Here is a 26,636-nt window from a genome sequence, read left to right on the forward strand (position 1 = left end):
CTACCAGTTAATTATCCGTTTGGTTGATTGGGTCAAACCCGTGGTTGATCAGGACTTCACGCGGTACGTCAGGTGCGTGCCTGACTCGGTCGCCACCGAGGAGACCGGTTCGAGCTTGACGCGGGCGTGGTCGATGCCGCCGAAGAGGGCGTCGCCCGCGCCGAAGAGCACCGGCCGCAGCGTCAGCGAGAACTCGTCGACGAGCCCGGCGTTGAGGAACTGGAGGATCGTCTCGGCGCCGCCGCCGATGCGCACGTCCCGGCCCCCGGCGGCCGCGCGGGCCTGCGCGAGGGCGCTCTCGATCCCGTCGTTGACGAAGTGGAACACGGTGCCGCCCGGGCGCTCCCACGGCTCGCGGACCTGGTGGGTGAGCACGAAGACATGCGTGTGGAACGGGGCGTCCTCGGGCCAGCTCCCCTCGCCGCCGTCGAACATGCGCTTGCCGATGACCGTGGCGCCGGTCCGGTCGAAGGTCGCCTTGAGCGCGTCGTTGTCGGGCCCGGTCTTGCCGCCCGAGCCCATCTTCAGGTTCTCGCGGAAGAACGCCTGCCCCATGGCCCAGCCCTGGAGCTCGGCCCACTGCGACATCCACTGCTTGTACTCGGGGTCGTGGGTGCGGCCCTCGTTCATCGCCTTCATGGCGCCGCCGTCGACCGGGGCGATGTACCCGTCGAGGCTCATGGTCACGCTGAAGAACACCTTGCCGGCCATCAGATCTCGCCTTCCTTCTCGATGTAGGCCGCGAGGCGGCCGAGTGTCTGCTTGCCGCCTTCAATGGCGCCGTACTGCTCGACCACGAGGTCCTTGTGGGCCTTCGACGGGAACACCGTCCGCATCTCCAGGTCCGTCCGCTCGCCGAGGTCGGTGAAGGTGAGGACCTGGTCGAAGCTCTCGGGGTCGTCCTTGAACGTGCCGTGGACGAGGCGGATGCGCTCGGGCGCGGCGATCTCGGTGAACGTGATCCAGTTCGGGAAGTCGGCGCCGTCGGGCCCGTGCATGGTGAAGTCCCAGTCGCCGCCCTCGCGGAACGCGAAGGACCGCGTCGTGGTGGTAAACCCGTCCGGGCCCCACCACCTGGAGAGGTGCCGGACCTCGGTGAACGCCTTGAACACCAGTGCCCTGGGGCCGTTCACCGTGCGGGAGAGCACGATCTCCCGGTCGGTCGTCTGCTCGTCAGTCGCCATCTCGCCCTTCCTCTTCCTTCAGTTCCTGCACGTACTCGTCCAGCCGGTCGAAGCTCGCCTCCCAGAACCGCTCGAAGCCGCCGACCCACTCCTGGACCGGTCGCAGGGCCTCGGCGTTCAGGCAGTACAGGCGCTGCTTGCCGTCGCTGCGCACGCGCACCAGCTCGACCTCCCGCAGGACCCGCAGGTGCTTGGACACCCCGGGCTGCGGCAGGCCGAGCTCGCCCGCGAGCTCGGACACGGCCAGCTCCCGCCCCCTGAGCAGGTCGAGGATGCGCCGGCGCTGGGGCTCGGCGATCGCGTTGAACGCGTCGGAGGTGGTCGCGGCTCGTGCCATGCACCGATCATATACCCATAACGGAATATGTCAAGCGGGTCCGGGTTACTCGCGGGAGGCGACGAGGCGGATCGGCGGCGTGCGGGTCGCCGACAGGGCCGTGACCAGGCTCGTCACCCCGACGACGGCGGCCGAGCCGAGGGCCAGGGCGAGCAGGAGCGGCCATTGGACGGCGAGCGCGCTGATCCCGGCGAGGGTCTCCAGGGCCGCCGCGACGCCGAGCACGGAGGCCGCGGCAGCGAGGGCGCCGAGGAGCACGCCGATGCACACGACGGCCTGGGACTCCAGGAACGCCAGGGCGACCACCTGGCCGCGGGCGAGGCCGGTGACGCGGGCGGCGGCGAACTCGCGGCGCCGGTTCGAGGCGGCGATGACCACGGCGTTGACGATCGCGATCACGGTGTAGAGCATGGTCATCCCGAGCAGCACGATCATCGTGTCGCGGGTGAACCGCTCGTCCGCGGCGGCGGCCGCGTCGGCCCATGACTCCACAGTGGTCACGTCGCCGAACCCGGCGAGGCCCGCGGCGACCGCTTCGGGGTCCGCTCCTGCGTCGAGGCGCACCACGTGCTCCCACGGCCCGGTGCCGCTGGGCGCGAGAGCGATCGGCAGCAGGTACTCCGGTCCGGCGACCGAGGGCGGCAGGATCGCGGCGATCCGCACCTCGAACCGCTCGCCGTCGAGGCGGACGTGCAGCGCGTCGCCGACGCTCCACTCCCGCTCGCGCCCTTCCTTGGGGCTCACGGCGACGGCGTTCCCGGCCAGGTCGGCGAGGTCGCCCGCGACGAGCTTTACCTCGTGCGTCGCAAGGTAGTCGGCCGGGTCGACGGCGAGCCCGTAGTGGGCCTCGGTCCAGGCGGCCCCGGACTCCTCGAAGTCGAGCTCGAAGAGGACCTGCGCCTGCGCGGACGCCGCGGCGACGCCGTCCGCTTCGGCGACACCGGACTCGGCATGGTCGGCGGTGACCACGAGGTCGCCATCCACAGTAGCCAGAGTCTCCTGGCGTCCGGCCTCGCCGACGGTGGCGAGGGTGCCGCCGATGCCCGCGGTGAGCGCGAACAGCACCATGACCGGCGCGGCCGTGGAGGCGCTGCGGCGGGCGTCCGACCGCAGGTTCGACAGCGCGAGTTCGCCTGTGACGCCGCGGAAGACGAGCCCGAGGAGCCGGGCCGCGAGCGGGACGACGAGCGGCGCCAGGGCGCTGAGCCCGATCACCAGCGGCACCGTGACCAGGAACGGCGTGACCTGGATGAACCAGACCGGCAGCGGCGCGGCGCCCGCGGGGAACAGCACGTAGAGGACCACGGCCCCGGCCGTGAAGACCAGGCCGATCGCCCAGCGGGACGCCGTCATGACCTGCGCGGCCTCCGCGCCTTCGCGCAGGGCCTCCTGCGGGCGGATGCGCGCGGCCCGCCGCGACGAGGCGAGGACGCCCAGGACCGCGATGAGCACGCCGGTCCCGAGCGACACCGCGACGACCCACGGCCGCCACTGGGCCGTGAACCCCGTTGGGGCGAAACCGAACCGGTCCAGCATCCACGTCTGGACGCGCATCACCGGCAGGCCGAGGACGGTCCCGAGCGCGGACCCGGCGAGCCCGAGCAGGACCGCCTCCCCGACCAGGAGCGAGCGCACCTGGCCGCGGCTCGCGCCGGTGAGCCGCAGCAGCGCCAGCTCCCGGTGCCGCTGGGCCACGGTGAATCCGAACGTCGAGGCGACGATGAAGACCGCCGTGAACGCGGCCAGCGCGAGCACCATCGACAGGAGCGTCAGGGCCCCGTCGTACGCGCCCTGGAGCGCGAGCGCGTCCTCCGGGGCGAGTCCGGCGGGGATCGGCGCGGTCGCGGCGGCGACGAGCGCGAGGAGCGAGGACTGGACGAGGGCGACGCCGAGGCAGACGGTGACCAGGGCCCCGGCGAAGACCTGCCAGCGGTCGCGGAAGGTGTTCCAGGCGAGGAGGATCATCTAGTCCTCCAAGGCGGCGAGGCGTTCGGCGACCTGGCGGGTCGTGGGGCGTTCGAGGTGTTCGACGATGCGGCCGTCGGAGAGGAGCACGGTCCGGTCGGCGGCCGCGGCGGCGGCCGGGTCGTGGGTGACCATGATCGTGGTCTGCCCACGTTCGTCCACCATGGACCGCATGAGGGCGAGGACGGCGCGGGCGGCCTTGGTGTCGAGGGCGCCGGTCGGCTCGTCGGCGAAGAGCACGGCGGGGCGGGTGACCATGGCGCGGGCGATGGCGACGCGCTGCTGCTGCCCGCCGGAGAGCTCGCGGGGGCGGTGCCTGCGGCGGTCGGCGAGGCCGACGGCGTCGAGCACGGCGCGGACCTCGGCGCGCTCGGGCCTGCGTCCGGCCAGGCGCAGGGGCATGGCGACGTTCTGCTCCGCGGTGAGGGAGGCGATGAGGTTGAACGTCTGGAACGCGAAGCCGATCTCGGTGCGGCGCAGGCGGGTCAGTTCGGCGTCGGTGGCGCCGGTGATGTCGCGGCCGCCGACGCGGACGGTCCCGGAGGTGACGCGTTCGAGCCCGGCGGCGCAGTGCAGGAGCGTGGACTTCCCGGACCCGGAGGGGCCCATGACGGCGGTCCAGGAGCCCGCGGGGAACGCGATGTCGACGCCGTCGAGGGCGCGCACGGCAGTGGGGCCCTTGCCGTAGACGCGGGTGACGCCGGCGAGGGCGACCGGTGGTTCGGTGGTGTGCATGCCGGCAAGGGTGCGGGCGGGGCCTGACACGCCGCTGACACGGCGGCGGGGCCGGTGTCAGCGCAGCGCGCGGATGTCGGCGAAGACCCGCTCGTGCGCGGCGGCGGCCTCGGGCGAGGTGAGGTCCATGCCCTGGATGAACCCGTGGACGAGGCCCGGCTCGCAGCGGTAGGCGACGTCGTTCCCTGCTTCGCGGAGGCGGTCGGCGAAGACGCGGCCCTCGTCGCGCAGGGCGTCGTCCTCGGCGGTGACGATCACGGCGCGCGGGAGGCCGCGCAGGTCGGGCGCGAGCATCGGGCTGTTCGCGGGGTCGGCGCGGCGGACCGGGTCGGGCTCCCACTGAGCGACGGCCCAGGCGAGGAAGTCGGCGTCGAGCCCGAAGCCCGTGCCCTTCTCCTCGACGCTCGGCTGGGAGAGCGTCAGGTCCGTGTTGGGGCACAGGAGGATCTGCGCGTCGGGGACGCGCTCGCCGTTGTCGCGCAGGCGGATGCAGGCCATGGCGGCGAGGAAGCCGCCCGCGGAGTCCCCGGCGACGGCCCAGGGCCGGGCCCAGCGGAGCACGGCGGCGACGTCCTCGATCCCGGCCGGGTTCGGGTGCTCGGGGGCGAGCCGGTAGTCCACGGCGAGCACCTCGACGCCGCACGCGGCGGCGATGCGGCGGCAGGTGCGGTCGTGCGTGTCGAGGTCGCAGACCACCCATGCGCCGCCGTGGACGAACACCAGGACCGGCCGCGGCTCGCCGTGCCCGTACCGGCGCAGCCGCAGCCCGCCGGGGCCGGTGAGGTCCTCCACGTGCGGCAGTTCGGGTCCGGGGGCGCGCCGCCCGCGCCGGGCGGTGATGTCGGCGCGCAGTTCGTCCAGGTCGGGGATCGCCATGGGAGCCATTCTCACACCGCCGCGCCCCACCGGCCACTCCAGCCCCGCGCGCTAGGAGAGGAGGCCGATGCGGAACCCCGCGGCGACGGCGTGCGCGCGGTCGCGGGCGCCGAGCTTGCGGTACAGGTGCCGCGCATGGGTCTTGATGGTGTCCTCGCTGAGGAACAGCAGCCGGCCGATCTCGGCGTTGCTGTGGCCCTCGCTCATGGCCCGCAGCACCTCCATCTCGCGCTCGGTCGGCGCGGCCCCGAACGTCGGCTCGGCCTTCCGCTTGAGGCCCGGCCGCGGCCAGTTCGCGAGCATCGAGCACGCCAGCGCCGACACCAGCTCGTCGGCCTCCGCCCCGGAGCCGAACACGCCGCGGGCGCCCGCGGTGACGGCCTCGGCCGCGAGCTGGGGGCCGCTCACCCCGACGACGATCGTCGCGGTGCGCGGCCAGGTGCGGCGCACTCTGGTGAGGAACGCCGCGCCGTACGAGAGGGCCACGGCCGCATCGAGGATCGCCACTTCTGCGGGCCGCTGCGCCTGCATGGCGAGGGCGTCGTCGCCGGTGCCCGCCGTGCGCACGTTGTGGTCGATGCCGTGCCGGGCGGCGACGGCGGCCATGCGCTGGGTCGCGGCGAACGTGCGGGAGCAGATGAGTACCGAAAGCATGCTTTTCCTGTCGGCCGTGGACGCGCGGTGCGGGCCCGTGGTGGGATCGGAGCTGGTCGGCACGGGCTGCGACCGCATACGGTCCTGCGACTGTGCGTCGTGCCATATAGATTGACGGGTGAGCGCGCTTCCGGTCATTGGCAGGCGGGACAGCGTTTCGGCCGGCGCGTTGTTCCCCGACACAGCCCGCGCGCAGGCGATCCCGGCGGAGGTGACGGTGGAGAGCATCGAATCGACAAGCAGGACAGCAGAAGAGGTCATCCGGCGCATCGGCGGCGGCGTCCCGGCGCTCGCCGAGCTCATCACGGCGCGGATCTTCACGGAGGTCCCGGTGTACGCGGCCGGGGCGATCCCGCGGGAGATGGTGCTCGCCTCGGTGGTGGGCAACGTCGAGGACGCGTTCGACCGGTTGTCCGGCCGCAAGTTCGACCTGGCGATGGCCGTCAAGACCGGCCGCGAGCGCGCGAAGCAGGGCATGCCGCTGGCGGACCTGCTGTCATCGTTCAGGATCGGCTACGACGAGGCGTGGGACGCGATCATCCGGGCGGCCCGCGCCGCGCCCGCGATCGCGGCCGACGACGTGGTCGACCTGTCCCGCAACTGGTTCCACCTGCACAACCTCGTGGGCGACACCATCATCCACGCGTACCGCGAGGAGGCCCAGCACCTCCTACTCACGCGCGAGCGGGAGCGCTCGGCCCTGGTGAACGTGCTGCTCACCAGCGACATCGGCCTGGCGACGGTGGTCGAGGTCGCGGACAAGCTGCGGCTGCCGGTCGAGGGCGAGTTCGTGGTCGTCGCGGCGGCCACCGGCCTCGGCGAGGACCCGATCCCGCGGGTCGGCTCCAGCCTCTCGGCGATCGACGTGGCCTCGGTGTGGCACCTCGCGCAGGACGCGCTGTACGGCGTCCTGTCCCTGGAGAAGCTCACCCGCATGCGCCCGGTCCTCGACGTCCTGGAGCGCCACGCGTCGGGCCCGATCGGCGTCAGTCCGGTCTTCGTGCCGCTGCGCCGCGCCGCCTGGGCCCTGGGCCTGGCGCAGCTCGTGCTGCGCCGCCACCCCGGGACGGCCACGGTCGAGCAGTTCCGCGACAGCCCGATGAACGTCCTCGTCGCGTCCGCCCCCGATGCGGCCCAGGAGACCTCGCGGACCGTCCTCGGCGGCCTCCTCGACCTCGCCCCCGACCGCCGCGACCTCCTCCTGGAGACCTTCAGCGCCTGGATCGAGGCGGGCGGCTCCGCCCAGGCCACCGGCGAGGCCCTCACCTGCCACCCCAACACGATCCGCCACCGCCTCCGCCGCATCGAGGTCGTCACCGGCAAAAACCTCGCCCGCCCCGGCGACATCGCCGAACTCGTCGCCGCCTGCCACGCCTGGACCCAACTCCCGCCCCAGTCCTGGAACCGCTAACGCCGGGCTCCTGCAAACGCCTCGGCCAGTGCGATGACCTGTCCGGGCGGCGCCTGCCGCTGCCGAGAAGACTAAGGGGACCCTGCCGAATCGGCAGGGTCCCCACGGTTCTCGTTGCGGAGGATATGGGATTTGAACCCATGATCGGGTATCACCCGAAACCCGCTTAGCAGGCGGGCGCACTAGGCCACTATGCGAATCCTCCAGTGGCTCGTACGTCAGACGTACGAGCATCGAGCATACCGGTAGGGCGCGAGGGGGGCCAAGCGGGTTGGGGTCGGTCAGAGCCAGCTCACGTGGGGTGCGACCAGGAGGTATCCGACGAAGGCGGCGATGTCGAGGAGGGTGTGGGCGACGACGAGGGGGCCTGTGCGCTTCCACTTGAGGAAGCAGAGGGCGAAGACCGCGCCCATGACGGCGTTGCCGATGAAGCCGCCGAAACCCTGGTAGAGGTGGTAGGTCCCGCGCAGGAGGGAGTGCGCGAGGACGATGGTCACGGGCCGCCAGGCGAGCTGCCGGAGGCGGGTGACGAGGTAGCCGACGCCCACGACCTCCTCGACGATCGCGTTCTTGAGGGCGGCGAGGACGAGGACCGGGACGGCCCACCACACGTCGTTGAGGTTCGCGGCCGCGATCGTCGCGTTCAGGCCCAGGGCGCGGGCGGTGAAGTACAGCGCGAGGCCGGGGATGCCGATGCACGCGGCCAGGCCCGCCCCGCCGAGGAGGTCGAACCAGGGGCGGCGCGCGTCGAAGCCGATGAGGCGGAACGGGTTCCCGCGGTCGAGGCTGAGGAGGTGGAGCGCCAGCGCGACCGGGGCCATGGCGAGGGCGAGGCTGACGAGCTGCTGGGCGAGGTCGTACCAGGGACGCTCGGCCTCGGCCCGCGCAGAGTTCATGGACTGGACGGAGTCGGCGAGGCCGCCGGGCTCGGTGAGGGTGCCGACGATGTCGACGACCGACCAGACGGCGGAGGCGCCGAGGGAGAGCAGGAGCACGATGACGACCTCGCGGCCGATCGTGCGGCGCGGGAGGAGCGGAGGGGCCTCGGTCTGCGACATGCGCACCAGAGTGCCAGAGCCCCGAAAGGGGACACCTAGACGGGACCGGTCGCACCGCGTGTGCGACGCGTCGCCCGGGGTCAGGGGCATGATCGTAGGCGTTAGGCGAGGTGCTGTGAATCTCATCCCACTCGGCGACGCTCACCCTCACGGCACCTCGCCTGCCTACACCCCGTCGCCGCGCCGCGTCTGTCGGTTTATTGACACTAGGCTTGCGGAATCAGGTAAGGTTAGCCAGTCCTTACCTGAGAGGGGTATCCTGATGCGGCTCGCGACTGCGGAAGCCTTCACCGGCGTCCCCGTGCTCGCGCACCCGCCGGTCCCCCACCCGATGCGCGCGCTGCGCGCCGTCGCGGCCCGGGTCGAGCGCGAGAGCGGCTCCCACCCGGTCGCCGGGATCAGGTCCTGGCTCTACGGCGGCCCGGCGGACGGCGCCGTCGAGTTCCCCGCCGCCGAGCTCGCCGCAGGGGAGCGCGTCGAGGAGCTCATGGCGACCGCCGCCGCGCTGTGGGGCGGCTCGCCCCACGCGAACGCGGCCCTGGCGTGGAAGACCTACTGCTACTGGACCCTCGCGCCCGTCGTCCTCGGGTACGTCGCGGCCCGCCGCGTCCCGGTCATGGACGCCGCGAACACCGTCTTCCGCGTAAGCGCCGGCGCCCCGATGTTCTCGGTGCGCCAGGTCCGCCCGCGGTTCCTCGCCCTCCCGCACGACCCGTGCGCGGGCCACCCTGACGTCGAGGTCGTCGCGAACGAGGAGGTCCTGCTGGACCGCTTGCGCGCCACGGCCTTCGACGCCCACCTGGGGCCGGTCCTCGACGCGTTCCTGGCGCGCGTGCGGGTCGGCCGCCGCACGCTCATGGGGTCGCTGGCCTCGGGCCTGTCGTACGCGGTCGCGTCGATGGCCCCGGCGGTGCCGGACGCCGACGAGGTGATCGCGAAGACCCTGCTCGAAGCGTTCGACGTGGCGCATCTGGTGGACGTCGCCACCGGCGAGGACGGCCGCCTCGCGTACCGGCGCCGCACCTGCTGCCTGGCGCTGACCATCGAGGGCGGGCGCACGTGCGCGACCTGCTGCGTCCAGACCGATCGGTGCTAGCCGCCGCGTTTGATAGATTGACGCGTGCCTTCACGGGCTCTGGAGAAGTCGCATAGTGGACTAGTGCAGCGGTCTTGAAAACCGCCGTGGGTGTCAAAGCCCACCGTGGGTTCGAATCCCACCTTCTCCGCCACGGACCGCCCCGCGCGCCGAGGGCATGAAAAAGGACTCAGCACCCCGGCACGGTGCTGAGTCCAGGAATAGAGTAACCCCATGGCGCAACATGCTTCACTTCCGGGTCGGGATATTCACAGAATCGTTACCATGGCGCGTCGCTGCGAGGAGGCCGACGGCATCGCCCCGTTCAACGAGCGGACCACCTTGGCGATGTCGATGAACCCCGACAGGAGTCGCAGGCATTTCGTTGTGCCCCTTAACGACTCGATGGTCGCGTACGCGGGCGCGGAGGTCGTCGGGGACGTCGCGGAGGCCGAGCTGGCGGTGGATCCGGACCACCGGGGCAAGGGGGTGGGCGGTCGCCTGCTCGACGCCGTCGTCGACTGGATCGGGCCCGCCGCGAGCGAGCTGCGGGTGTGGGGCCACGGCGACCTGCCGTCCTCGGCGCGGTTCGCGGAGGCGCGCGGCTTCGACCGGGTGCGGGTGCTGTTCCAGTTCTCGCGGAGCCTCGAAGGGTTCCCCTGGCCCGCGGCCTGGCCCGAGGGCGCGGGGCGGAACTGGCCCGTCGGGGACGCTCCGGCGGCGTCGCTTCCCGCGGGGGTCCGCCTGCGGCCGTTCAGGACCGGGCGGGACGAGGCCGAGTGGCTGCGGGTGAACGCGGCCGCGTTCGCCGACCACCCCGAGCAGGGCCGCTGGACCGCGGCGGATCTGCGTGCGCGCGAGGAGGAGTCCTGGTTCGACCCGGACGGGCTCCTGGTCGCGGAGGACGACGAGGGCATGCTCGGGTTCCACTGGACCAAAGTGGAGGGCGGGGTCGGCGAGGTGTACGTGCTGGGCGTCGACCCGCGCGCGCAGGGCACGGGCCTGGGCCGGACGCTGACGCTGGCCGGGCTCGCCCACCTTGCGGCGCACGGCATCCGGCAGGTGGACCTGTACGCCGACGAGTCGAACACGAAGGCCGTGGGCCTGTACCGCAAGCAGGGCTTCACCGTGGTCCGCACGGACGTGCAGTGGTCGCGGCCCCTGAGCTGGACCCGCCCTTAACGCGCGGGCGAGCGCCCCGGCCGGGTAGCCCTCTTCGCCGGGCAGGACCAGGCGGGCCTCGCCCTCCTGGAGGCTGACGCGCGGCAGGATCGGGCCCATCTCGCGCTGCTCGGCGGCGGCGAAGACCTCGCCGACGGTGGAGTAGCGCGACAGCTCCGCGAGGACCGTGGCCTCGGGCATGGACATCTGGCCGCCGTACTGGCAGACCGCCTGCTCGGGGCCGATCCAGGTGGCGTACTCGGGTTCGCGGACGCGGATGCGCGGCTGGAAGCCCTCGGCGAGGGTCGCCACGTAGATCCATGTGTCGAAGCGGACGGGCTCGTACTCGGGGGTGACCCACCGGGCCCAGGCCCGCTGGAGGGCGACCATCGCGCCGGTCTCCTCCTCGACGGCCCGCACGCCGGTCATGGCGACGTCGGGGTCGTCGGGCTTGTGGCGGCCGCCGGGGAACCCGTAGAGGGAACCGCGGGGGCCGGTGGCGGAGCGCTCGTACCCGGCGTCCACGTCCAGGTGCGCCCAGCGCTCGCGCGCGGTGGCCCCGGGCATGTCGGCGCGGCCGATCGCGGGGAGCCCGAACGGCTCCTTCGCGGCGTGCCGCAGCAGGAACACCCGCAGCGGGGCCTCGCGCAGGAGGACGACGACGGCGGCGCGCTCGGGTTCGGCGGGGGCGCCCTGCTCCTTGAGTCGGGCGAGCGCCCGGGCGGCCGACTCGGAGTCGACCGCCCGGAAGTCCCACTTCCCGAAGCGCTGTACGGACATGCACCTCACGCTAGTCGAAACGGGGGCGGCGCCGGTGCGCAACGGGAGAAACGGGAGCGGGCCGGTCCGAGGGACCGGGCCGCTTCGCGGAAGCGCTAGCCGAGGAACTGGATGGGCAGGTAGAACAGCGCGCCCACCAGTGCGGCGATCGGGAACGTGATGATCCAGGCGATGACGATCGACCGGGCCACGCCCCACCGGACCGCGCGCTTGCCGCCGGTCGAGCCGACGCCCATGATCGCGGAGGTGATGGTGTGCGTGGTGGAGATCGGCGCGCCGAGGAGGAACGTGTTCGCGTAGAGCACGGCGCTGGCGACGGTCTCGGCCGCGAAGCCCTGGGGCGGGCCGAGGTCGATGATGCGGCGGCCCATGGTCTTGATGATGCGCCAGCCGCCCGCGTACGTGCCGGCGGCCATGACGGCGGCGCTGGCGAGGTAGACCCACTCGGGGATGGGGTCGTCGGGGTTGTAGTACCCGCCGACGGTGAGGGCGAGGACGATGATGCCCATGACCTTCGCGGCGTCCTGCATGCCGTGCCCGAGGGACATGGCGGCGGCGGAGACGGTCTGGGCGTGGCGGAAGCCGCGGTTGAGCTTGTCGGGGCGGCCGCGGCGGAAGAGCCAGTAGACGGCGATCATGACCAGGAAGCCGAGCACGAAGCCGACGACCGGCGAGATGATCGTGGGGAGCACGATCTTGTCGACGATGCCGCTCCACAGGACGACCGCGCCGCCGGCCATGGTCGCGCCGACCATGCCGCCGAACAGCGAGTGCGACGACGAGGTCGGCAGGCCGAAGTACCAGGTGATGAAGTTCCAGGTGATGGCGCCGAGGAGGCCGGCGATCACGATGAGGATGCCGTCGATCCCGCCGGGGAGCTCGACGAGGCCGCTGGCGACGGTCGCGGCGACCTTGCCGCCGAGGTGCGCGCCGATGAAGTTGCCGATCGCGGCCATGCCGAGCGCGACGCGCGGGCGCAGCGCCCGGGTCGAGATCGAGGTCGCGATGGCGTTCGCGGAGTCGTGGAAGCCGTTGGTGTAGCCGAAGAGCAGCGCGGCGGCGATGCAGACGACGACGGCGACGAGCACACCGTCCACGCTCAGGACTCCTTGACGTAGACGGACTCGACCACGTTGGACACCGACTCGAACGAGTCGCACGCGGCTTCGAGCTCGTCGCCGACCTCTTTGAGCTTCATGACCGTCAGGGCCTCGTACTCGCCGGAGTACAGGCGGACCAGGAGCATCCGGTAGGCGCGGTCGCCGTCGTTCTCCAGGCGGTTGCACTCCACCCAGAAGTCCTGCATGGTGGCGTTGAGGCCCTTGAGCTTCGGCATGTACTCCACGAGCAGGTCGGCCTGCTGGGAGAGGACGGTGATCTGCTCGATCATCTCGCGCGGCAGGGCCGGGAGGTCGGAGAGGCCGTACAGGTAGACCAGGTTCGCGGCGGCCTCGATGTGGTCGAGGATGTCGTCGAGCTTCCCGGCCAGGTGGTACATGTCGGTGCGGTCCATCGGGGTGACGAACGTGGAGTTCACCTTGTTGAACAGGCGGTGCGTGAGCTGGTCGTTGTCGTGCTCGACGTCGACGAGGCGCTCCGAGATCTTCTGGAAGTCGGGCGCGTCGTCGCCCAGCTCCGAGAGGATCCCGACCCCGCGGCGGATGTTGTCCGCGGCGTCGTTGAAGAAGGCGTAGAACGCGTCGTCCTGAGGCTTCAGCGAGAACCGCACCGGGCACCCCTGCTTTCGGTCGCTTTGACTGTCCTCACTGTACCGATCAGGCAAGGGGACGGCTGGAAATCGTCACGCCGAAGTTAACATCCAGGTGAACGTGACACAAGCTAGCGAAGTTCCCTGTGTGAGACTCCACGAAACCGCTCTAAGCTGGGGTTATACAAGAGTTTTAGTGAAGTTCATGAATTGTTAACCTTCGGCTGCGGCGTCCGCCAGACGGCCCAGCGCCCCCGCCACCGAATCGGACTTCGTCGTGTACCAGAACGGCGGCAGCGAGTCCCGCATGAACTTCCCGTACGAGCGGTTCGTCTGGAGCCGCGAGTCGAGGATCGCCACCACCCCGCGGTCCGAGGTCCGCCGGATCAGCCTGCCCGCGCCCTGCGCGAGCCGGATCGCCGCCGCGGGCACCGACACCTCCGCGAAACCCGAGCGCCCCGCCGCGTCCGCGGCCTCCGAGCGCGCCGCCGTCAGCGGCTCCGTCGGGCGCGGGAACGGGATGCGGTCCACCACCACCAGGCGGCACGTCATGCCCGGCACGTCCACGCCCTGCCACAGCGACATGACCCCGAGCAGGCACGTCGAGTCCTCCTCCTTGAACCGCTTCACCAGCGACCCGAGGGTCTCCTCCCCCTGAAGCAGGATCGAGTAGTCCGTCTTGGCGCGCAGCAGCTCCGCGGCCTCCGCCGCCGCCTTCTTCGAGGAGAACAGGCCCAGCGTCCCGCCGCGGCTCGCCTCCACCAGGCGCAGCAGCTCCTTGCCCGCGTCGTCCGACAGGCCCGACGCGGTCGGACGCGGCAGCGCCGCCGCCACGTACAGGATGCCCTGCTTCGGGTAGTCGAACGGCGAACCCACGTCGAGGGAGGTCCACCCGTGCCCGTCCGCGGGCAGGCCGATGTTCCGCGCGACCGTGTCGAACTTCCCGCCCAGCGTCAGCGTCGCCGACGCCGCGACCACCGTGCGGTCCTCGTACAGCATCGCCGAGAGCAGCCCGCCGACCGACAGCGGCGCCGCCACGAGCACGGGCCCGTTCGGCTCCGCCCAGATCACGTCGTCCCCGGCCGGGCCGATGCACCGGCCCGCCGTCTCCACGGCCTCCACGAGACCGGCCTTCAGCTGCTGGGCGCTCAGCTGCTTCTTCGTCTCCGCGTCCAGCGCGCCGAGATGGGTCGTGGCCTTCACGCACGAGGCGTTGACAAGGTTGAGCGCCTCCGTCAGCGGCGCGGGCAGCTCCCCGGAGAACCGCCGCTCCCCCGCCATGTTCAGCGCGTTCTCCAGCGAGTCCGCGGCCTCCCGGATCTCGTCGGCCACATCGGCGTCGATGAGGCGGCGCCCCCGCTGCGCGAGGAACCGCAGCCGTGCCGGGTGCAGCTCCGCGCGCGCGGCGTTCGTGACCCGGTCGACCAGCTCGTGCGCCTCGTCCACGATGAGCACCTGGTGCTCGGGCAGGACCGACCGCTCGTTCATCATGTCGATCGACAGCAGCGCGTGGTTCGTGACGACGATGTCCGCCTCGTGCGCGCGGGCGCGCGCCAGCTCCGCGAAGCAGTCGGGGCCCTGCGCGCAGTCCTTCGCGCCCGGACACTCGCTCGACGTCGTCGAGCCCTGCTTCCACGCCCGGTCGCTCACCCCCGGGTCGAGGTCGTCGCGGTCCCCGGTCTCGGTGTCGTTCGCCCAGTCGTACAGGCGCTGCACCTGCTTCGCGAACGACGCCTGCTGCCCCGCCCACTTGAGCTGCTCGGTCCCTTCGAGCATCCCCTCGTCCTCTTCCCCGTCGCCCGCGATCTTGCGCTTGCACAGGTAGTTGTGGCGTCCCTTCAGGAGCGCGAACGAGGGCTTGCGGCCCAGGACCGGCGCGACGGCCTCCACCAGGCGCGGCAGGTCCACGGCCACGAGCTGGTGCTGGAGCGCGAGCGTCGCGGTCGACACGACCACGGTCTTGCCGGTGGCCAGCGCCGCGCACAGGTACGCGAGCGACTTGCCCGTCCCGGTGCCCGCCTGCACGAGCAGGTGCTTCCCGGAGTCGACGGCGGTGGCGACGGCCGCGCACATCTCGCGCTGGCCGTCGCGGGACGCGCCGCCGGGGGTGGCCGCGACGGCGGCGTCGAGGATCTTGAGGGCTTCGGCGTCGGCGCTCATCGCTCCCGGGCCGCCCGCTCGCCCGCGTCGATCGGGTCGCCGCCGTCGGCGGCGGCCTCGACGGTCGCGTCGCCGTCCTCCAGGCCGCGGGCCTGGGCTTCGCGGCGCGCGTCGCGGAAGCGGTTGAGCGCCCGGACGGTGCCGTTGACGATCGCCAGGAGCGGCACGGCGACGAGCGCGCCGACGATGCCCCACACGAAGCCGCCCGCGGTGACCGCGAGGACGATCGCGAGCGGGTGGAGCTTGACGGCGCGGCTCATGAGGAACGGCTGGAGCAGGTTCGATTCGAGCTGCTGCACGGCCAGGACGATGCCGAGGACGATGAGCGCGTTGACGAGCCCGTTCTCGGTGCCCACGAGCGCGACGACGACGGCGACCGCGCCCGAGACGGTGGCGCCGATGATCGGGATGAACGCGCCGAGGAACACGAGCGTGGTCAGCGGCAGCCACAGCGGGATGTCGAGGAGCCACAGGCCCAGGCCGATGAAGATCGCGTCGACGGCGGCGACGACCACGACGGTGCGCATGTACTGGACGAGCGTCGACCAGCCCGCGCCGCCCGCGTACCGCAGCGACTCGGTGGCGGGGCGCGGGAGCCAGCCGGTGAGGAAGGTCCAGATGCGGCGGCCGTCGCGGATGAAGAAGTAGGTGGTGAACAGGACCAGGAACAGGCCGGTGACGAAGTTCCCGAGCCCGGAGGCGGTCGAGCCGGCGACGCTGAGGCCGGTCTGGACGATGGTCTCCTGGTTCTCGCCGTACCAGTTGGTGATGTTGGCCTGGACGTCGGCGAGTATCTCCGCGACCTGCGCGCCGTCGAGGCCGTAGGGGCCGGATTCGAGCCAGGCCTGGGCGTCGCGCAGGCCCGTGACGATCGAGTCGTAGAAGTCGGGGACGCCCGCGATGAACTGCTGGATCACGAAGGTGATGACCGAGGAGACGACGGCCAGGCCCGCGACGAGCATGAGGATCGAGGCGAGGGACTTGTTCCAGCCGTGGCGGATCAGCCAGGCCGCGGGGGGCTGGAGCATCGCGGCGAGCAGGAACGAGATGACGACGGGGATGACGACCGTGGTGACCTGGCTGAGCAGGTACAGGATCACGGCGAGCAGCGCGCCGATGATGAGCAGGCGCCACGACCACGCGGCGCCCACGACGAGTCCTGTGGGGACGTACCGGCGCTCGGGGTCGCCGCCGACCGCGGCGGCCGGGTCCTCGGGCGGCAGGTCCGCGCCGCCCCCGCCGACGTCCGGCTCCTCGTCGGCGCGCCCGGCGGCGGCGCGCTCGGCGACCGGGTTGAGGCGCATGCCGATCCACAGCTGTCTGGCACGGGCGGTGGTGCGGCGGAATCGGCTCACGGTGTCTCCAAGGACGGTTCCTCCGGAAGGAGGCGGGTGCAACGTCAACACGTACCGTACCGGTTCGATGCGACTGTCCCCATCCAGCCAGCACCACCGAGACCGGTCTTGCAGGCGCCACCACCCGCCGCTCGCGGTAGGCTCGGGCGCTGTGACCGAAACACCGTTGGACTCGACGACCGGCCTGCCCGTGCGGCTCCTCCACGACCGCCTGCTCGTGCGCGAGGACGCCGACTCCGAGCGCCGCTCGGCCGCCGGGATCGTCATCCCCGCGACCGCCCAGATGGGCCGGCGCCTGCACTGGGCCGCGGCCGTCGGCGTCGGGCCGCTCGTGCGCTCCGTCGAGAACGGCGACCGCGTCCTGTTCGACCCCGAGGACAAGGCCGAGGTCGAGATCCAGGGCCGCACCTACATCCTCCTGCGTGAGCGCGACATCCACGCCGTCGCCGCCAAGCGCGTCGACAACGACGGCACGGGGCTCTACCTCTGATGCGCGTCGCGGTCACCGGCCTCGGCCTCATCGGCGGGTCCGCGGCCCTCGCGCTCGCCGACGCCGGGCACGACGTCCTCGGCCACGACCCCGACCCCGCGGTCCGCGCGGCCGCCGCCGCGCACTTCCCCGTCGCCGCCGACCCGGCCGCGCTCCTCGACGCCGACGTCGCCGTGGTCGCCGCCCCCGTCCGCCACCTCGCCTCCGTCGCCGCGGCCCTCAAGGACTACCGGGGCCTCGTCACCGACACCGCCTCCGTCAAGGCCGACGCCGCCCGCGCCTTCGCCGCCCAGTCGCGCTTCGTCGGCGGGCACCCCATGGCGGGCAAGGAGACCGCGGGTTTCGCCAGCGCCGAGGCGGGCCTGTTCCGCGACCGCGTCTGGGTCCTGTGCCTCGAAGCGGACACCGACCTGGACGACTGGCTGCTGCTCGCGCGCCTGTGGGCCTCGATCGGCGCCCGCGTCGTCCCGGCCCGCGCCGACGACCACGACGCCGCGGCCGCCCGCATCTCGCACCTGGAGCACCTGGTCGCGGCCGCGCTGGTCCTGACCGCCGACGACCCGCTGTCGCGCACGCTCGCGGCCGGGTCGTTCCGCGACGGCACCCGGGTCGCGGCCAGCCCGACCGCGCTGTTCGCCGGGATGGTCGAGGGCAACCACGCGATGCTCCTGGACGCCCTCGACGAGCTGGGCGAGGAGCTCGGGACCGCGCACCAGTACGTCGCCGAGTACCGCCAGGACCCGGACCGGATCGCCGCGTGGTTCGACCGGGCCCGCGCCAGACGCGCGGCCTGGCCGCCCGAGCCCGGGGAGGCCGAGCGGGTCCCCCTGACGCGTGAAGCGCTGCTGGACCTCGGGGCCGCGGGCGGGTGGGTCGAGGGCGTGGAAAGTGAGGTCGCGATCGGGCGGCGGCCTCGCGTACAGTCCACTCCATGAGAAGAATCGATCAGATCGCCGACAAGTACGTCGAGGACTTCATCGCCCTCAGCCCGCTCATGGCGACGGCCATGGGCGTCCCCGGGCACGACCACGAGATCGACGACCTCTCGCCCGCGGGCGCCGCCGCGCAGGCGGCGCTGCTGCGGCAGGGGATCGCCGACCTGGACGCCGCCGAGCCGGTGGACGAGCGCGAGCGGGTCGCCAAGGACGCGATCCTGGAGCGGCTGCGCCTCCAGTTGGAGCGGTACGAGGCGGGCGACGAGTACCTGAGCCTGAACGTGCTGGCGTCCCCCGTGCACGACGTGCGGCAGATCTTCGACCTGATGCCCAAGGACGGGAAGGTCGCGGCGGAGAACATCGCGGCGCGCCTGGCCGCCGTCACCGAGGCGTTCAACCAGTACACCGAGACGCTGCGCGCCGAGGCCGCGGAGGGCCGCGTCGCCGCCAAGCGGCAGGTCCTCGAAGTGGCCACGCACTGCGACAACTGGAACGGCGTCAAGGGGCCCGGCACTGACTTCTGGGCGAACCTGATCAGCTCGGTGACGATCGACGGCGAGCCGATCACGTCGGGGCCGCTGAAGATCGCGCTGGGCAACAGCGCGGCGTGGGCGCGCTCGGCGACCCACAACTTCGCGCGGTTCCTGCGCGAGGAGCTGGCCCCGCAGGCGCCCGAGAAGGACGCGGTCGGCCGCGACCGCTACTCGCGGGCGTCGCGCTACTTCATCGGCGCGGCGATCGACCTTGAGGAGACGTACGCGTGGGGCTGGCAGGAGCTGGCCCGCATCGAGGCGGACATGCGCGCGACGTGCGAGCGCATCAAGCCGGGCGCGTCGATCGAGGAGACCGTGGCGTTCCTGGACCAGGACGGCGAGCAGAACCTCACCGACAAGGAGGTCTTCCGCGACTGGATGCAGGAGCTCGCGGACTCGACGATCGCCGACCTCGCGGACAAGCACTTCGACATCCCGGAGCAGATCCGCACGATCGACTGCAAGATCGCGCCGACCGAGGACGGGGCGATCTACTACACGGGCCCGAGCGAGGACTTCTCGCGTCCGGGCGCGATGTGGTGGTCCGTGCCGGAGGGCCAGAAGCTGTTCGGCAAGTGGCGCGAGAAGTCCACGGTGTACCACGAGGGCGTCCCCGGCCACCACCTCCAGGTCGGCCAGACGATGGCCCGCACGGAGCTGCTCAACCGGTTCCAGCGCCAGATGATGTGGTGCTCGGGCCACGGCGAGGGCTGGGCGCTGTACTCCGAGCGGCTCATGGACGAGCTCGGGTACTACGACGAGGACCCGGCCGGGCGCCTGGGCATGCTCGACGCGCAGTCGTTCCGCGCCGCCCGCGTCATCGTCGACATCGGCCTCCACTGCGAGTTCGCGATCCCCGAGGACAACCCGTTCGGCTGGCGTCCGGGCGAGCAGTGGGACGGCGAGAAGATGTTCGAGTTCATGAAGGCGCACACCCGCACCATCGAGGACGACATGCTCTCGTTCGAGCGCAACCGCTACCTCGGCTGGGCCGGCCAGGCCCCGTCGTACAAGGTCGGCGAGCGCCTGTGGATGCAGGCCCGCGAGGAGTACAAGGGCCGCAAGGGCGCCGAGTTCTCCCTCAAGCAGTTCCACACCGACGCCCTCAACCTCGGCTCGATGGGCCTCGACCCGTTCCGCGAGGCGCTGGCGCGCCTCTAAGCGCCGCTCATCGGCCTCGACCGCGACTCAGTCGTGGTCGAGGCCGAGTTCCATCTCCGGGCTGCCGTACCAGGCGCGGAGGCGGTCGGCGCCGCGGCGCAGGGCGGCGATCTCGGCGGCGGTGAAGCCGCGGACCCGCCACGTCTCGATGGCCACGCGGTCCTTCTTCACGGCGGCCTTCCAGTTCCCGATCACCTGGCCGTCGAGGAGGATCGCGGAGTTGAACCGCGGCCGGTCGGGGAACAGCGCCCGGGGCACCGAGTGGTGCAGCACCAAGTCCTTCGAGTCGGTGTAGGAGCACAGCATCTCGTCGAATCCCTGCACGAAGTCCACGACGGGCCCGCCGTCCTCCGGCTCGGGCCGCTCGCCCTCGTAGTAGAAGACCCGGTCGTCGTAGCGCAGCTCGCGCAGGCCCGAGCCGCCGAGCTTCAGCTCGTCCACGGCGGCCTTCGCGTCGGCCACCTTCAGGGTCGCCCAGCGCGTGAAGTCCTTCACGGTGGCGGGGCCGCGGGAGGCGAAGAACCGCCGCGCGAGCTCCCGGACCGCCTCGTCCTGACCCATGTCGCCCGCGGGGACGCGCTCGTCGAAGTTCGCGTACGTCTGCTTCCCGTCCTTCGGCGTGCCCGAGCACACGGCCCGCGTCAGCTCCGCGTGCTCCAGCAGGTGCGAGAGGCGCGAGCCGGTCGGGTCGGCGACCCCGGCCGTCTTGAGCGCCTCGATGACCTCGTTCCGGTTCAGGTGGCGCCCGCCCGCGGTCGCGGCGGCCAGCGCCTCGGCGGCCTTGTCGAGGGTGTGCGCGTCAAGGCCGAGGCTGCGGTTGTTGGTGCCCATGAGCTGCTTGACCCGGTCGGCGGTCGCGGTCAGCAGCATCCGCAGGTCCTTGGCGGGCACGGTGTGCCAGGTGGGGCGCAGCACGTGGGTCCGCACGACCGCGCCCTGCTCGATGGCCTCGTCGACGGCGGCGGCCCCGGCGTACCCGCGGCCGTCCCCGTCCGGGGCCGCGCGCATCGCGGGGGTGAGCTTCGAGGGCTGGTACTCCTGCGACTGGACGGCGACGAGGTGGTCGAAGGCGTCCAGCGGCGTGGCGAGGCGCTCGCCCCACAGCCGCTGCGAGCGGGCGCGCCAGGCGGCGACGGCGCGCGGGGTGAGGTCTCGGGTGGGTGTCGGCATCCGCTCATGCTAGCGGGAGAAGGCGACATGAGCCCTCCGCCGAACCATGCGCCCCATGCGCCTTGATGGCCGGAATCACGGATGGTTCCTCTGCTCAGACGGGTGGACGCGGTTGCGAGGAGCAAGCACAATTGCGGCATGTCCCTTCCCAACGCGGTCCTCAGGCTCTCCACCGACGTCCTCGCCGACCTCAACGACGACGAGCGCCTCGCCTTCGCGTACGCGCACGGCCCCGCCCTGTCCGGGTTCGGGGAGGACGCCGAGCTCGTGTGCGTGTGGGAGACCGCCGAGGTGCCCGAGGACGCGAGCGCGGAGGCGGTGCACCTCACGGTCAGTCGCTTCCAGAAGCTCCTGGAAGCCCTCGGCCGCGGGGAGGACTGGGAGCACCCCTCCTCGGAGTCCCTCAAGGTCATCGGCGCGTTCGCCGAGGGCACGCTCCTCGCCGACGACTCCGAGCTCGGGTCCAAGGCCCGCGCCGAGGTGACGGAGTTCCCGCAGGCCCTCGCCGACGCGTCCCGTGAAGCGGTCGCGGCCGAGGCCGAGACCCTGGCCGCGCGCCTCGCCGACGCGACCGACCCCTGGGAGACCGCCGAGGCCCTCACCACGGGCCTCCACCGCGCCTACGTGGCCCTCTTCGCCGCGGGCGGCTACTTCTTCCCCGGCCACGCGGGCCGCGCCGAATTCATCGCCCGCTACCTCCTCGGCGACGAGGTCCCCGAGGCCGAGACCGCCGTCTGGGCGGCTGTCGGCACCGACGCCCTCCCCGAGGCCTGGCGAGCCTTCGCCAAGACGGTCCTCGACAACTGCTGACCCCAGATCCTTCTGTTCTGGGTTCAGATCCCGGACGAATGACCCACAGCACACCACCGAACCCGGTTGCAGCCCCGATCCCGGGCCAGGTAAGGTTATGCCCGGCCTGCTCAACCGGGCCAAGCGCCGCTAGCTCAACGGATAGAGCATCTGACTACGGATCAGAAGGTTGGGGGTTCGAATCCCTCGCGGCGCACCACCACAGAAAAAGCCGGGTCATCGACCCGGCTTTCCTGCTATCCGGCGTCATGAGCCTCGGAGCACCACTACCGCCGTGCGCGGCTAACTGAAGGCGGTGGGCAGGCGCGGAGTGTACGGCTCCTCCAGGGCCGCGACCTCGTCATCGGTGAGTTCGAGGTCGACGGCCGCCGCTGCGTCGGCGAGGTGATGGGGCTTCGTGGGGCCCACGATCGGAGCGGTCACCGCGGACTTCCCGAGCACCCAGGAGAGGGCGATCTGCGCCATGGGCACGCCGCGCTCTTCCGCGATCCGGGCCACGGCCTCCACGATCGGGCGGTCGCGCTCGGCGTCATAGCGGGCGGCCATCGGGTCGCGCTCGGAACGTGCCGTTCGCTCACCCCAAGAACGGGCCAAGCGGCCCTTGGCGAGCGGGCTCCACGGGAGGCTGCCGACCCCTTGATCGGCGAGCAGGCCGAACATCTCGCGCTCCTCCTCGCGCTGCATCAGGTTGTACTGATCCTGCATGGAGATGAACCGGGTCCAGCCGTGCACCTCTGCCACGTGCTGCATCTTGGCGAACTGCCAGGCCCACATCGAGGACGCGCCGATGTAGCGGACCTTCCCCGCTCGCACCACGTCGTGCAGTGCCTCCATGGTCTCTTCGACCGGCGTCTCGGGGTCGAAGCGGTGGATCTGGTACAAGTCGACGTAGTCGGTTCCCAACCGCCCCAGGGAGGCGTCGATCTGTTCGAGGATCGCCTTGCGCGACAGCCCTGAGCCGCCTGGACCGTCGTGCATCTTGAAGAACACCTTCGTGGCGAGGACCACGTCCTCGCGGCGGGTGTACTCCTTGATCGCTTTGCCGACCAGTTCCTCCGAGCTGCCGGCCCAGTACATGTTCGCGGTGTCCCAGAAGGTGATCCCCAATTCGACCGCCTGGCGGAACAGCGGCGCCGACTCCTCCGGGCCGAGCGCCCATGCGTCCGAGTCCCGGGGCATCTGGCCGAAGCTCATGCACCCCAGCGCGATCCGGCTGACCTTGAGTCCTGATGCCCCCACACGCGTGTACTCCATGAACCGTCCCCTCTCCCAGGCCGCACCGACCCGATCGGGCCGCACCAGCACGATACCGACCCGCGTCTCGACGTACTGGGGGCGGCTGCAGGCGGGCGTCGAGTCGCGGGTTCGTGCCACGACTCCGCTCGGAACCGCACGATCGCGCTCCGAATCGATAGCGTCACTTGGAGTCCAGGCCGGTGAACCTGGGCCATCCCCGCCCAGCACTGACCAGATCGGACACCCCATGAACAAGTCTTTCGCGGTGCGCCTCGTCGCCGCGCTCGCGATCCCCTCGCTGCTGCTCGCACCGCCCGCCGCCTTCGCCCAGGACGATGCCGATCCCGGCTATCAGACCGCTGAGGAGAGCCTGCGCGAAGACCTCGCGCTCACTGCCGAAGCCCTCGGCTGGACGTTCGAGGAGGCGGAGGCCCAGCACCGGGTCGCCCAGGCACTTGACGGCATCACTTCGGCCATCGTCGCCGAACACCTCGATGTGCTCGTGGGCACGGCCTTGTCGGAGCGCCCCGGCGGCACCCCGACGCTGTACATCAAGGGCGAGGCCGACGAGGTCGTCCTGGAGGCCGTCCGCGCCAGCGGCCAGGAGGTCGTCATCGCCGACGGTCAGCGGTTCTCGTTCCTCGAACTGAGGGAGCGCAACCGGCAGTTGAACCGCGAGCTGGTCGCGCTCGGGTACACGGACCTGTCCAGCGGCGTCGACATCACCACCGGCACGATCAGCGCCGAGGTCGCCGCCCAGCCGGGCCTGCCGACCGATCCGGAGGCGATCGTCCGCGAGCTCTCCGGCGGACTCCAGGACGGCGTCGCACTCGACGTCGTCGGCGACCTCGGCAACACCGTGCAATACACGTACGGCGGCCTGCCCGCGTACGCCGGCGTCAACTTCACCTGCACCACCGGGTGGAGTGTGGTCAACGAGAACGGTGTCGGCGGCACGACCTCAGCCGGGCACTGCCAGGGGCTCACCGGGACCTGGACGTCCGAGACCGGCACCGTCAGCCTCGACTTCCAGGCCCAGCACCGCGGCGCTTGGGGCGACGTGGAGTGGCACACCACGACCGCCCAGATCGACCGGCCGGAGTTCTACTCCTCCGCGAACAAGCGCCGCGACACGCTCTCCATCGAACGGTGGTGGGAGGTCTCGGTCGGCGAGTCCATCTGCGTCTTCGGACGCAAGACCGACGTCCGGCGCTGCTCGATCGGCGTCCAGAACATCTTCTACTCGTGCACCTTGGAGGGCTACCTCACCGAGAGCATGATCCGTATGAAGGACGCCTATACCGTACAGGGCGACTCGGGCGGCGGCTGGTCCTACCAGAACCGCGCCTTCGGGTCCCACGTCGGCCTCTGCGGCGGCAAGAGCGTCTTCACCCTGGCGGACGACCTCGATCACGCGCTCGGCGTGACGGTGCTGCTCAAGGAATAGGCGGCGGCGAGACCGGCCGCGGGCCCGGTGCCCGCGGCCGTTCGCGAAGGCCGAATCCCGTTGTTCTCAAGCGGTGCAGGTGAGCACTGGCGTTCCGGCCGTTCCCGTGTAGGTGCCTTGGAGGCCGAAGGTGGTCTGCTGGCCTGCTCCCAGAGAGGCGTTCGAGGACGGGGCTGTGGCGGTGACGTTCTTGGCGGATTGGGTGAGTTGGGTGCTCCAGGAGTTGTAGACGTGCTCGTCGCCGGCGTAGGTCCACTTGACGGTCCAGCCGTTGAGGGCGGTGGTGCCGGTGTTCTTGACGGTGACGTTGGCTTGGAAGTTGCCGGGCCAGCCGCCGGTGATGGCGTAGGTGGCGGTGCAGGCGCCGGTCTGCGCAGGCGGCGGGGTGGTCGGGGAGGTGGTCTCGCCGGAGCCGTTGCCGTCGGGGACGGGCGGGTTGAGGTGGGGTTCGAGGATGTCGTACTTGGTCTGGTTGACGGTCCACCAGTCGTTGTCGACGAGGCCGCCGGTGTCGCCGGAGTTGGGGTTCCAGGCCCAGAAGGTGAAGGACATGCCGTTCTCGGTCATGTAGTCCATGAGCGCGTTGAGCCACTGCGTGTCGAGGGGGTTCGCCAGCGTGCTCCCGAACTCGCCCACCAGGACCGGCGCCACGTCCTGCTTGTGGAGGTCGCCCCAGAAGTGGTCCCAGACCTCGGGGAGGTTGTTCGGGAAGTCGGGGTCCTCGAACCAGGGCTGGCGGTCGTAGACGGAGATCGCGTAGTCGTGCGCGGAGTAGACGAGCCGGTCCGGCACGTCGAGGCGGACAGGGTTCTGGAGCGCGGCGCTGAGATTGCCGCCCCACCAGGTGCTCTCGTCGTCGGTGGAGGGGTCGTTGTCCCACTCGTTGGTGAGGCCGCCCGAGACGGTGGAGACGCCTTCGACGAGGATCAGCCAGTCGGAGTTGACGTCGAGGATCGCGTTCCCGATGCGCTCGGCCGCCAGGCGCCAGTCGCGGGCCTGGACGCCGCAACCCCAGCAGGAGCCGGTCGCGTTCGGCAGGGTCCCTTCGGCGTGCGGCTCGTTGAACAGGTCCGCGCCGATGACGGTGGGGTTGCCCGCGTACCGCTCGGCGAGCATCGTCCAGTCGTCGATGATGCTCTGCTCGGAGACCTGCGGGGTGTACCAGAGGGCGGTCTGCCCGGCGGCGCTCGGGCGGTGGCGGTCGAGGATGACGCGCATGCCGAGGTCCCCGGCGTGCTCGATGACCTTGTCGAGGATCTCCAACGGGTGCAGGCCGACCAGGTCGGGGTTGGTGTAGTCGTTGACGCTGGTGGCCTCGGCGTCCGGGCGCAGCGAGTCGCCGGTGTAGGGGATGCGCAGGGTGTTGAAGCCGAGTTCGGCCATGCGGTCGAGCTGGCCGCTCCAGGTGGCGGGGGCGTTGGCCCACAGGCCGTGGAACGTGTGGTTGTCGGTCTCCATGCCGAACCAGTTGATCCCGGTGAGCCGCACTTCGGCGCCGGTCTCGTCGACGATGCGGCTGCCGTCCGTGTGGAGGAAGCCGGTGCCGGTGCCTTGCACCTGCGCGAGGGCGGGCGTCGAGGGGAGGCCGAGCACGAACAGGCCCGCCGCGACGAACACGACGAGCGCGCTGAGGACCGCTGCTGTTGCGGCCCTGTGGAATTGACGAAGTGTTCGTGCCGGTGCCATGCCGGGGCTCCTGACGTGAGACTGAATTGGGAGCGATCCCAAATGTATTGCCCCTACATATTGATGCATCTGGATACATCTGTCAAGGAGGGGCTGCGCGGAGGTCGGCTACGCGCTGAGCGGGTAGGGACGCTCGGCCGGGAGCAGGTCGCGGGCGCGGTCCTGGTCCCCGGCGGCGAGGTGGCCCGCGATGCGCCGCGCCAGCGGGGTGACGTCGGCGATGCCGGTGATCCACTCGCCCGTGTACCGGCGCACCGCGTCGCCGGAGAGTCCGATCTGGATCGAGCGGTGGCCGAGGCGGTTCAGGTGGAGGTCGCGTTCGGGGTCCCACTGGACGCGGACCGGGGAGGCCGCGAGGCGGCGCTTCCAGTCGTCGTGGGTCTCGTCGGGGGCCGGAGTGCTGCCGCACGAGTTGGCGAGGGCCCAGGCGAAGCCCTCGCGGGTGATCGAGACGGCGAGGACGCGGGCCTGGCCCGGCTTGGCCGCCCAGCCGCAGCGGTACATCATCCACAGGAACGACGGCTTGATCCACGTCATGCGGTCCTTCTTGAAGGGCGGCACGAACGTCTGCGCGGCGAGCGCGGGATCGGCGATGTGCGCGTCGTACGCCTGGTAGACGGTGATCGTCTCCGCGTCATAGACGGCCCGGATCTGGCGGTCCGGGGTTCGGGGTGTTTCCATACGCTGCATGTTCGCCGCCGTCGGGAGG

Annotated in this window: 24 protein-coding genes and 3 tRNA genes; 10 read left to right on the plus strand and 17 right to left on the minus strand. The window is 71.5% G+C overall.

The window, feature by feature from the left end; all coding sequences use genetic code 11:
- Window positions 1-48: 48 nt before the first annotated feature.
- Genes ACFFXY_RS01900 through ACFFXY_RS01930 form a run of 7 tightly spaced genes read right to left on the minus strand, consistent with a single transcriptional unit; the run spans window position 49 to window position 5,751 of the window.
- On the minus strand, window positions 49-711 hold the full coding sequence (locus ACFFXY_RS01900) for a dihydrofolate reductase family protein (RefSeq protein ID WP_382345332.1): 663 nt from the start codon (window positions 709-711) through the stop codon (window positions 49-51).
- Window positions 711-1,184: an SRPBCC family protein gene (locus ACFFXY_RS01905; RefSeq protein WP_382345334.1), complete on the minus strand. Its 474-nt coding sequence runs from the start codon at window positions 1,182-1,184 to the stop codon at window positions 711-713. The genes ACFFXY_RS01900 and ACFFXY_RS01905 overlap by 1 nt, the downstream gene beginning before the upstream one ends.
- Window positions 1,174-1,521, minus strand: coding sequence for an ArsR/SmtB family transcription factor (locus ACFFXY_RS01910; protein WP_359945835.1), 348 nt, complete (start codon window positions 1,519-1,521; stop codon window positions 1,174-1,176). Before ACFFXY_RS01910 ends, ACFFXY_RS01905 begins: the two co-directional genes overlap by 11 nt.
- Before the next feature lie 45 nt (window positions 1,522-1,566).
- Entirely contained in the window at window positions 1,567-3,486 is a 1,920-nt protein-coding gene (locus ACFFXY_RS01915; protein WP_382345336.1) for an ABC transporter permease, read from the minus strand.
- Window positions 3,487-4,221, minus strand: coding sequence for an ABC transporter ATP-binding protein (locus ACFFXY_RS01920; protein WP_382345338.1), 735 nt, complete (start codon window positions 4,219-4,221; stop codon window positions 3,487-3,489).
- Window positions 4,222-4,278: 57 nt separating this feature from the next.
- Window positions 4,279-5,097, minus strand: a complete 819-nt coding sequence (locus ACFFXY_RS01925) for an alpha/beta hydrolase (protein ID WP_382345340.1) — start codon at window positions 5,095-5,097, stop codon at window positions 4,279-4,281.
- Window positions 5,098-5,148: 51 nt separating this feature from the next.
- Entirely contained in the window at window positions 5,149-5,751 is a 603-nt protein-coding gene (locus ACFFXY_RS01930) for a helix-turn-helix transcriptional regulator (protein WP_382345342.1), read from the minus strand.
- Window positions 5,752-5,968: 217 nt separating this feature from the next.
- Between ACFFXY_RS01930 and ACFFXY_RS01935 the strand changes: the two genes are divergently transcribed.
- Complete coding sequence (locus ACFFXY_RS01935; protein WP_382345344.1) at window positions 5,969-7,162, plus strand: PucR family transcriptional regulator; 1,194 nt, start codon at window positions 5,969-5,971, stop codon at window positions 7,160-7,162.
- A gap of 117 nt (window positions 7,163-7,279) precedes the next feature.
- Here the strand turns inward: ACFFXY_RS01935 and ACFFXY_RS01940 are convergent.
- Both ACFFXY_RS01940 and ACFFXY_RS01945 read right to left on the minus strand, forming a co-directional pair.
- A tRNA-Ser gene (locus ACFFXY_RS01940) sits at window positions 7,280-7,367 on the minus strand.
- A gap of 76 nt (window positions 7,368-7,443) precedes the next feature.
- Window positions 7,444-8,220, minus strand: a complete 777-nt coding sequence (locus ACFFXY_RS01945; RefSeq protein ID WP_382345346.1) for a CPBP family intramembrane glutamic endopeptidase — start codon at window positions 8,218-8,220, stop codon at window positions 7,444-7,446.
- 262 nt (window positions 8,221-8,482) lie between these two features.
- Between ACFFXY_RS01945 and ACFFXY_RS01950 the strand changes: the two genes are divergently transcribed.
- The 3 genes from ACFFXY_RS01950 (at window position 8,483) to mshD (ending at window position 10,477) form a co-directional block, all read left to right on the plus strand.
- Window positions 8,483-9,316, plus strand: coding sequence for an IucA/IucC family C-terminal-domain containing protein (locus tag ACFFXY_RS01950; protein WP_382345348.1), 834 nt, complete (start codon window positions 8,483-8,485; stop codon window positions 9,314-9,316).
- 41 nt (window positions 9,317-9,357) lie between these two features.
- Window positions 9,358-9,449, plus strand: a tRNA-Ser gene (locus tag ACFFXY_RS01955).
- A gap of 80 nt (window positions 9,450-9,529) precedes the next feature.
- Window positions 9,530-10,477, plus strand: a complete 948-nt coding sequence (gene mshD / locus ACFFXY_RS01960) for a mycothiol synthase (protein ID WP_382345350.1) — start codon at window positions 9,530-9,532, stop codon at window positions 10,475-10,477.
- A gap of 854 nt (window positions 10,478-11,331) precedes the next feature.
- On the opposite strand, the gene ACFFXY_RS01965 is transcribed toward mshD, so the two are convergent.
- The 4 genes from ACFFXY_RS01965 to ACFFXY_RS01980 all read right to left on the minus strand — a co-directional run bounded on the left by ACFFXY_RS01965 (window position 11,332) and on the right by ACFFXY_RS01980 (window position 16,459).
- On the minus strand, window positions 11,332-12,333 hold the full coding sequence (locus ACFFXY_RS01965) for an inorganic phosphate transporter (protein ID WP_382345352.1): 1,002 nt from the start codon (window positions 12,331-12,333) through the stop codon (window positions 11,332-11,334).
- 2 nt (window positions 12,334-12,335) lie between these two features.
- The gene (locus ACFFXY_RS01970; RefSeq protein ID WP_382345354.1) at window positions 12,336-12,965 is read right to left on the minus strand and encodes a DUF47 domain-containing protein; all 630 of its coding nucleotides are present in this window, start codon (window positions 12,963-12,965) and stop codon (window positions 12,336-12,338) included.
- 192 nt (window positions 12,966-13,157) lie between these two features.
- Window positions 13,158-15,104 carry an ATP-dependent DNA helicase gene (locus ACFFXY_RS01975; protein WP_382345356.1) on the minus strand — a complete coding sequence of 649 codons (1,947 nt, stop codon included), beginning with the start codon at window positions 15,102-15,104 and terminating at the stop codon, window positions 13,158-13,160.
- On the minus strand, window positions 15,101-16,459 hold the full coding sequence (locus ACFFXY_RS01980; RefSeq protein WP_382345358.1) for an AI-2E family transporter: 1,359 nt from the start codon (window positions 16,457-16,459) through the stop codon (window positions 15,101-15,103). Before ACFFXY_RS01980 ends, ACFFXY_RS01975 begins: the two co-directional genes overlap by 4 nt.
- 151 nt (window positions 16,460-16,610) lie before the next feature.
- On the opposite strand from ACFFXY_RS01980, the gene ACFFXY_RS01985 reads away from it, so the two are divergent.
- The 3 genes from ACFFXY_RS01985 to ACFFXY_RS01995 are packed head-to-tail and all read left to right on the plus strand — an operon-like array spanning window position 16,611 to window position 19,578.
- Window positions 16,611-16,949, plus strand: a complete 339-nt coding sequence (locus tag ACFFXY_RS01985) for a GroES family chaperonin (RefSeq protein WP_335992053.1) — start codon at window positions 16,611-16,613, stop codon at window positions 16,947-16,949.
- Window positions 16,949-17,884 carry a prephenate dehydrogenase gene (locus tag ACFFXY_RS01990; RefSeq protein ID WP_382345360.1) on the plus strand — a complete coding sequence of 312 codons (936 nt, stop codon included), beginning with the start codon at window positions 16,949-16,951 and terminating at the stop codon, window positions 17,882-17,884. The genes ACFFXY_RS01985 and ACFFXY_RS01990 overlap by 1 nt, the downstream gene beginning before the upstream one ends.
- Entirely contained in the window at window positions 17,881-19,578 is a 1,698-nt protein-coding gene (locus tag ACFFXY_RS01995) for a DUF885 domain-containing protein (RefSeq protein ID WP_382345362.1), read from the plus strand. The genes ACFFXY_RS01990 and ACFFXY_RS01995 overlap by 4 nt, the downstream gene beginning before the upstream one ends.
- 27 nt (window positions 19,579-19,605) lie before the next feature.
- Here the strand turns inward: ACFFXY_RS01995 and ACFFXY_RS02000 are convergent, their stop codons facing one another.
- Window positions 19,606-20,748: a winged helix DNA-binding domain-containing protein gene (locus ACFFXY_RS02000; RefSeq protein WP_382345363.1), complete on the minus strand. Its 1,143-nt coding sequence runs from the start codon at window positions 20,746-20,748 to the stop codon at window positions 19,606-19,608.
- Window positions 20,749-20,886: 138 nt separating this feature from the next.
- Here ACFFXY_RS02000 and ACFFXY_RS02005 point away from each other — a divergent pair, with 138 nt between their 5' ends.
- On the plus strand, window positions 20,887-21,558 hold the full coding sequence (locus ACFFXY_RS02005; protein WP_382345365.1) for a hypothetical protein: 672 nt from the start codon (window positions 20,887-20,889) through the stop codon (window positions 21,556-21,558).
- Window positions 21,559-21,681: 123 nt separating this feature from the next.
- Window positions 21,682-21,757: transfer RNA gene (locus tag ACFFXY_RS02010), tRNA-Arg, on the plus strand.
- A gap of 83 nt (window positions 21,758-21,840) precedes the next feature.
- Here ACFFXY_RS02010 and ACFFXY_RS02015 read toward each other — a convergent pair.
- Window positions 21,841-22,812, minus strand: coding sequence for an aldo/keto reductase (locus ACFFXY_RS02015; RefSeq protein ID WP_382347333.1), 972 nt, complete (start codon window positions 22,810-22,812; stop codon window positions 21,841-21,843).
- A gap of 229 nt (window positions 22,813-23,041) precedes the next feature.
- On the opposite strand from ACFFXY_RS02015, the gene ACFFXY_RS02020 reads away from it, so the two are divergent.
- Window positions 23,042-24,241, plus strand: coding sequence for a chymotrypsin family serine protease (locus ACFFXY_RS02020; protein ID WP_382345367.1), 1,200 nt, complete (start codon window positions 23,042-23,044; stop codon window positions 24,239-24,241).
- Between the two features lie 66 nt (window positions 24,242-24,307).
- Here ACFFXY_RS02020 and ACFFXY_RS02025 read toward each other — a convergent pair whose 3' ends face one another.
- Both ACFFXY_RS02025 and ACFFXY_RS02030 read right to left on the minus strand, forming a co-directional pair.
- Window positions 24,308-25,927: a cellulase family glycosylhydrolase gene (locus tag ACFFXY_RS02025; RefSeq protein ID WP_382345369.1), complete on the minus strand. Its 1,620-nt coding sequence runs from the start codon at window positions 25,925-25,927 to the stop codon at window positions 24,308-24,310.
- A 108-nt stretch (window positions 25,928-26,035) separates the two neighbouring features.
- Window positions 26,036-26,608, minus strand: coding sequence for a DUF4291 domain-containing protein (locus ACFFXY_RS02030; protein ID WP_382345372.1), 573 nt, complete (start codon window positions 26,606-26,608; stop codon window positions 26,036-26,038).
- Window positions 26,609-26,636 lie beyond the last annotated feature (28 nt).

It is taken from the genome of Glycomyces mayteni, from assembly GCF_042428885.1.
In the GTDB taxonomy this organism is placed as follows: domain Bacteria; phylum Actinomycetota; class Actinomycetes; order Mycobacteriales; family Micromonosporaceae; genus Glycomyces; species Glycomyces mayteni.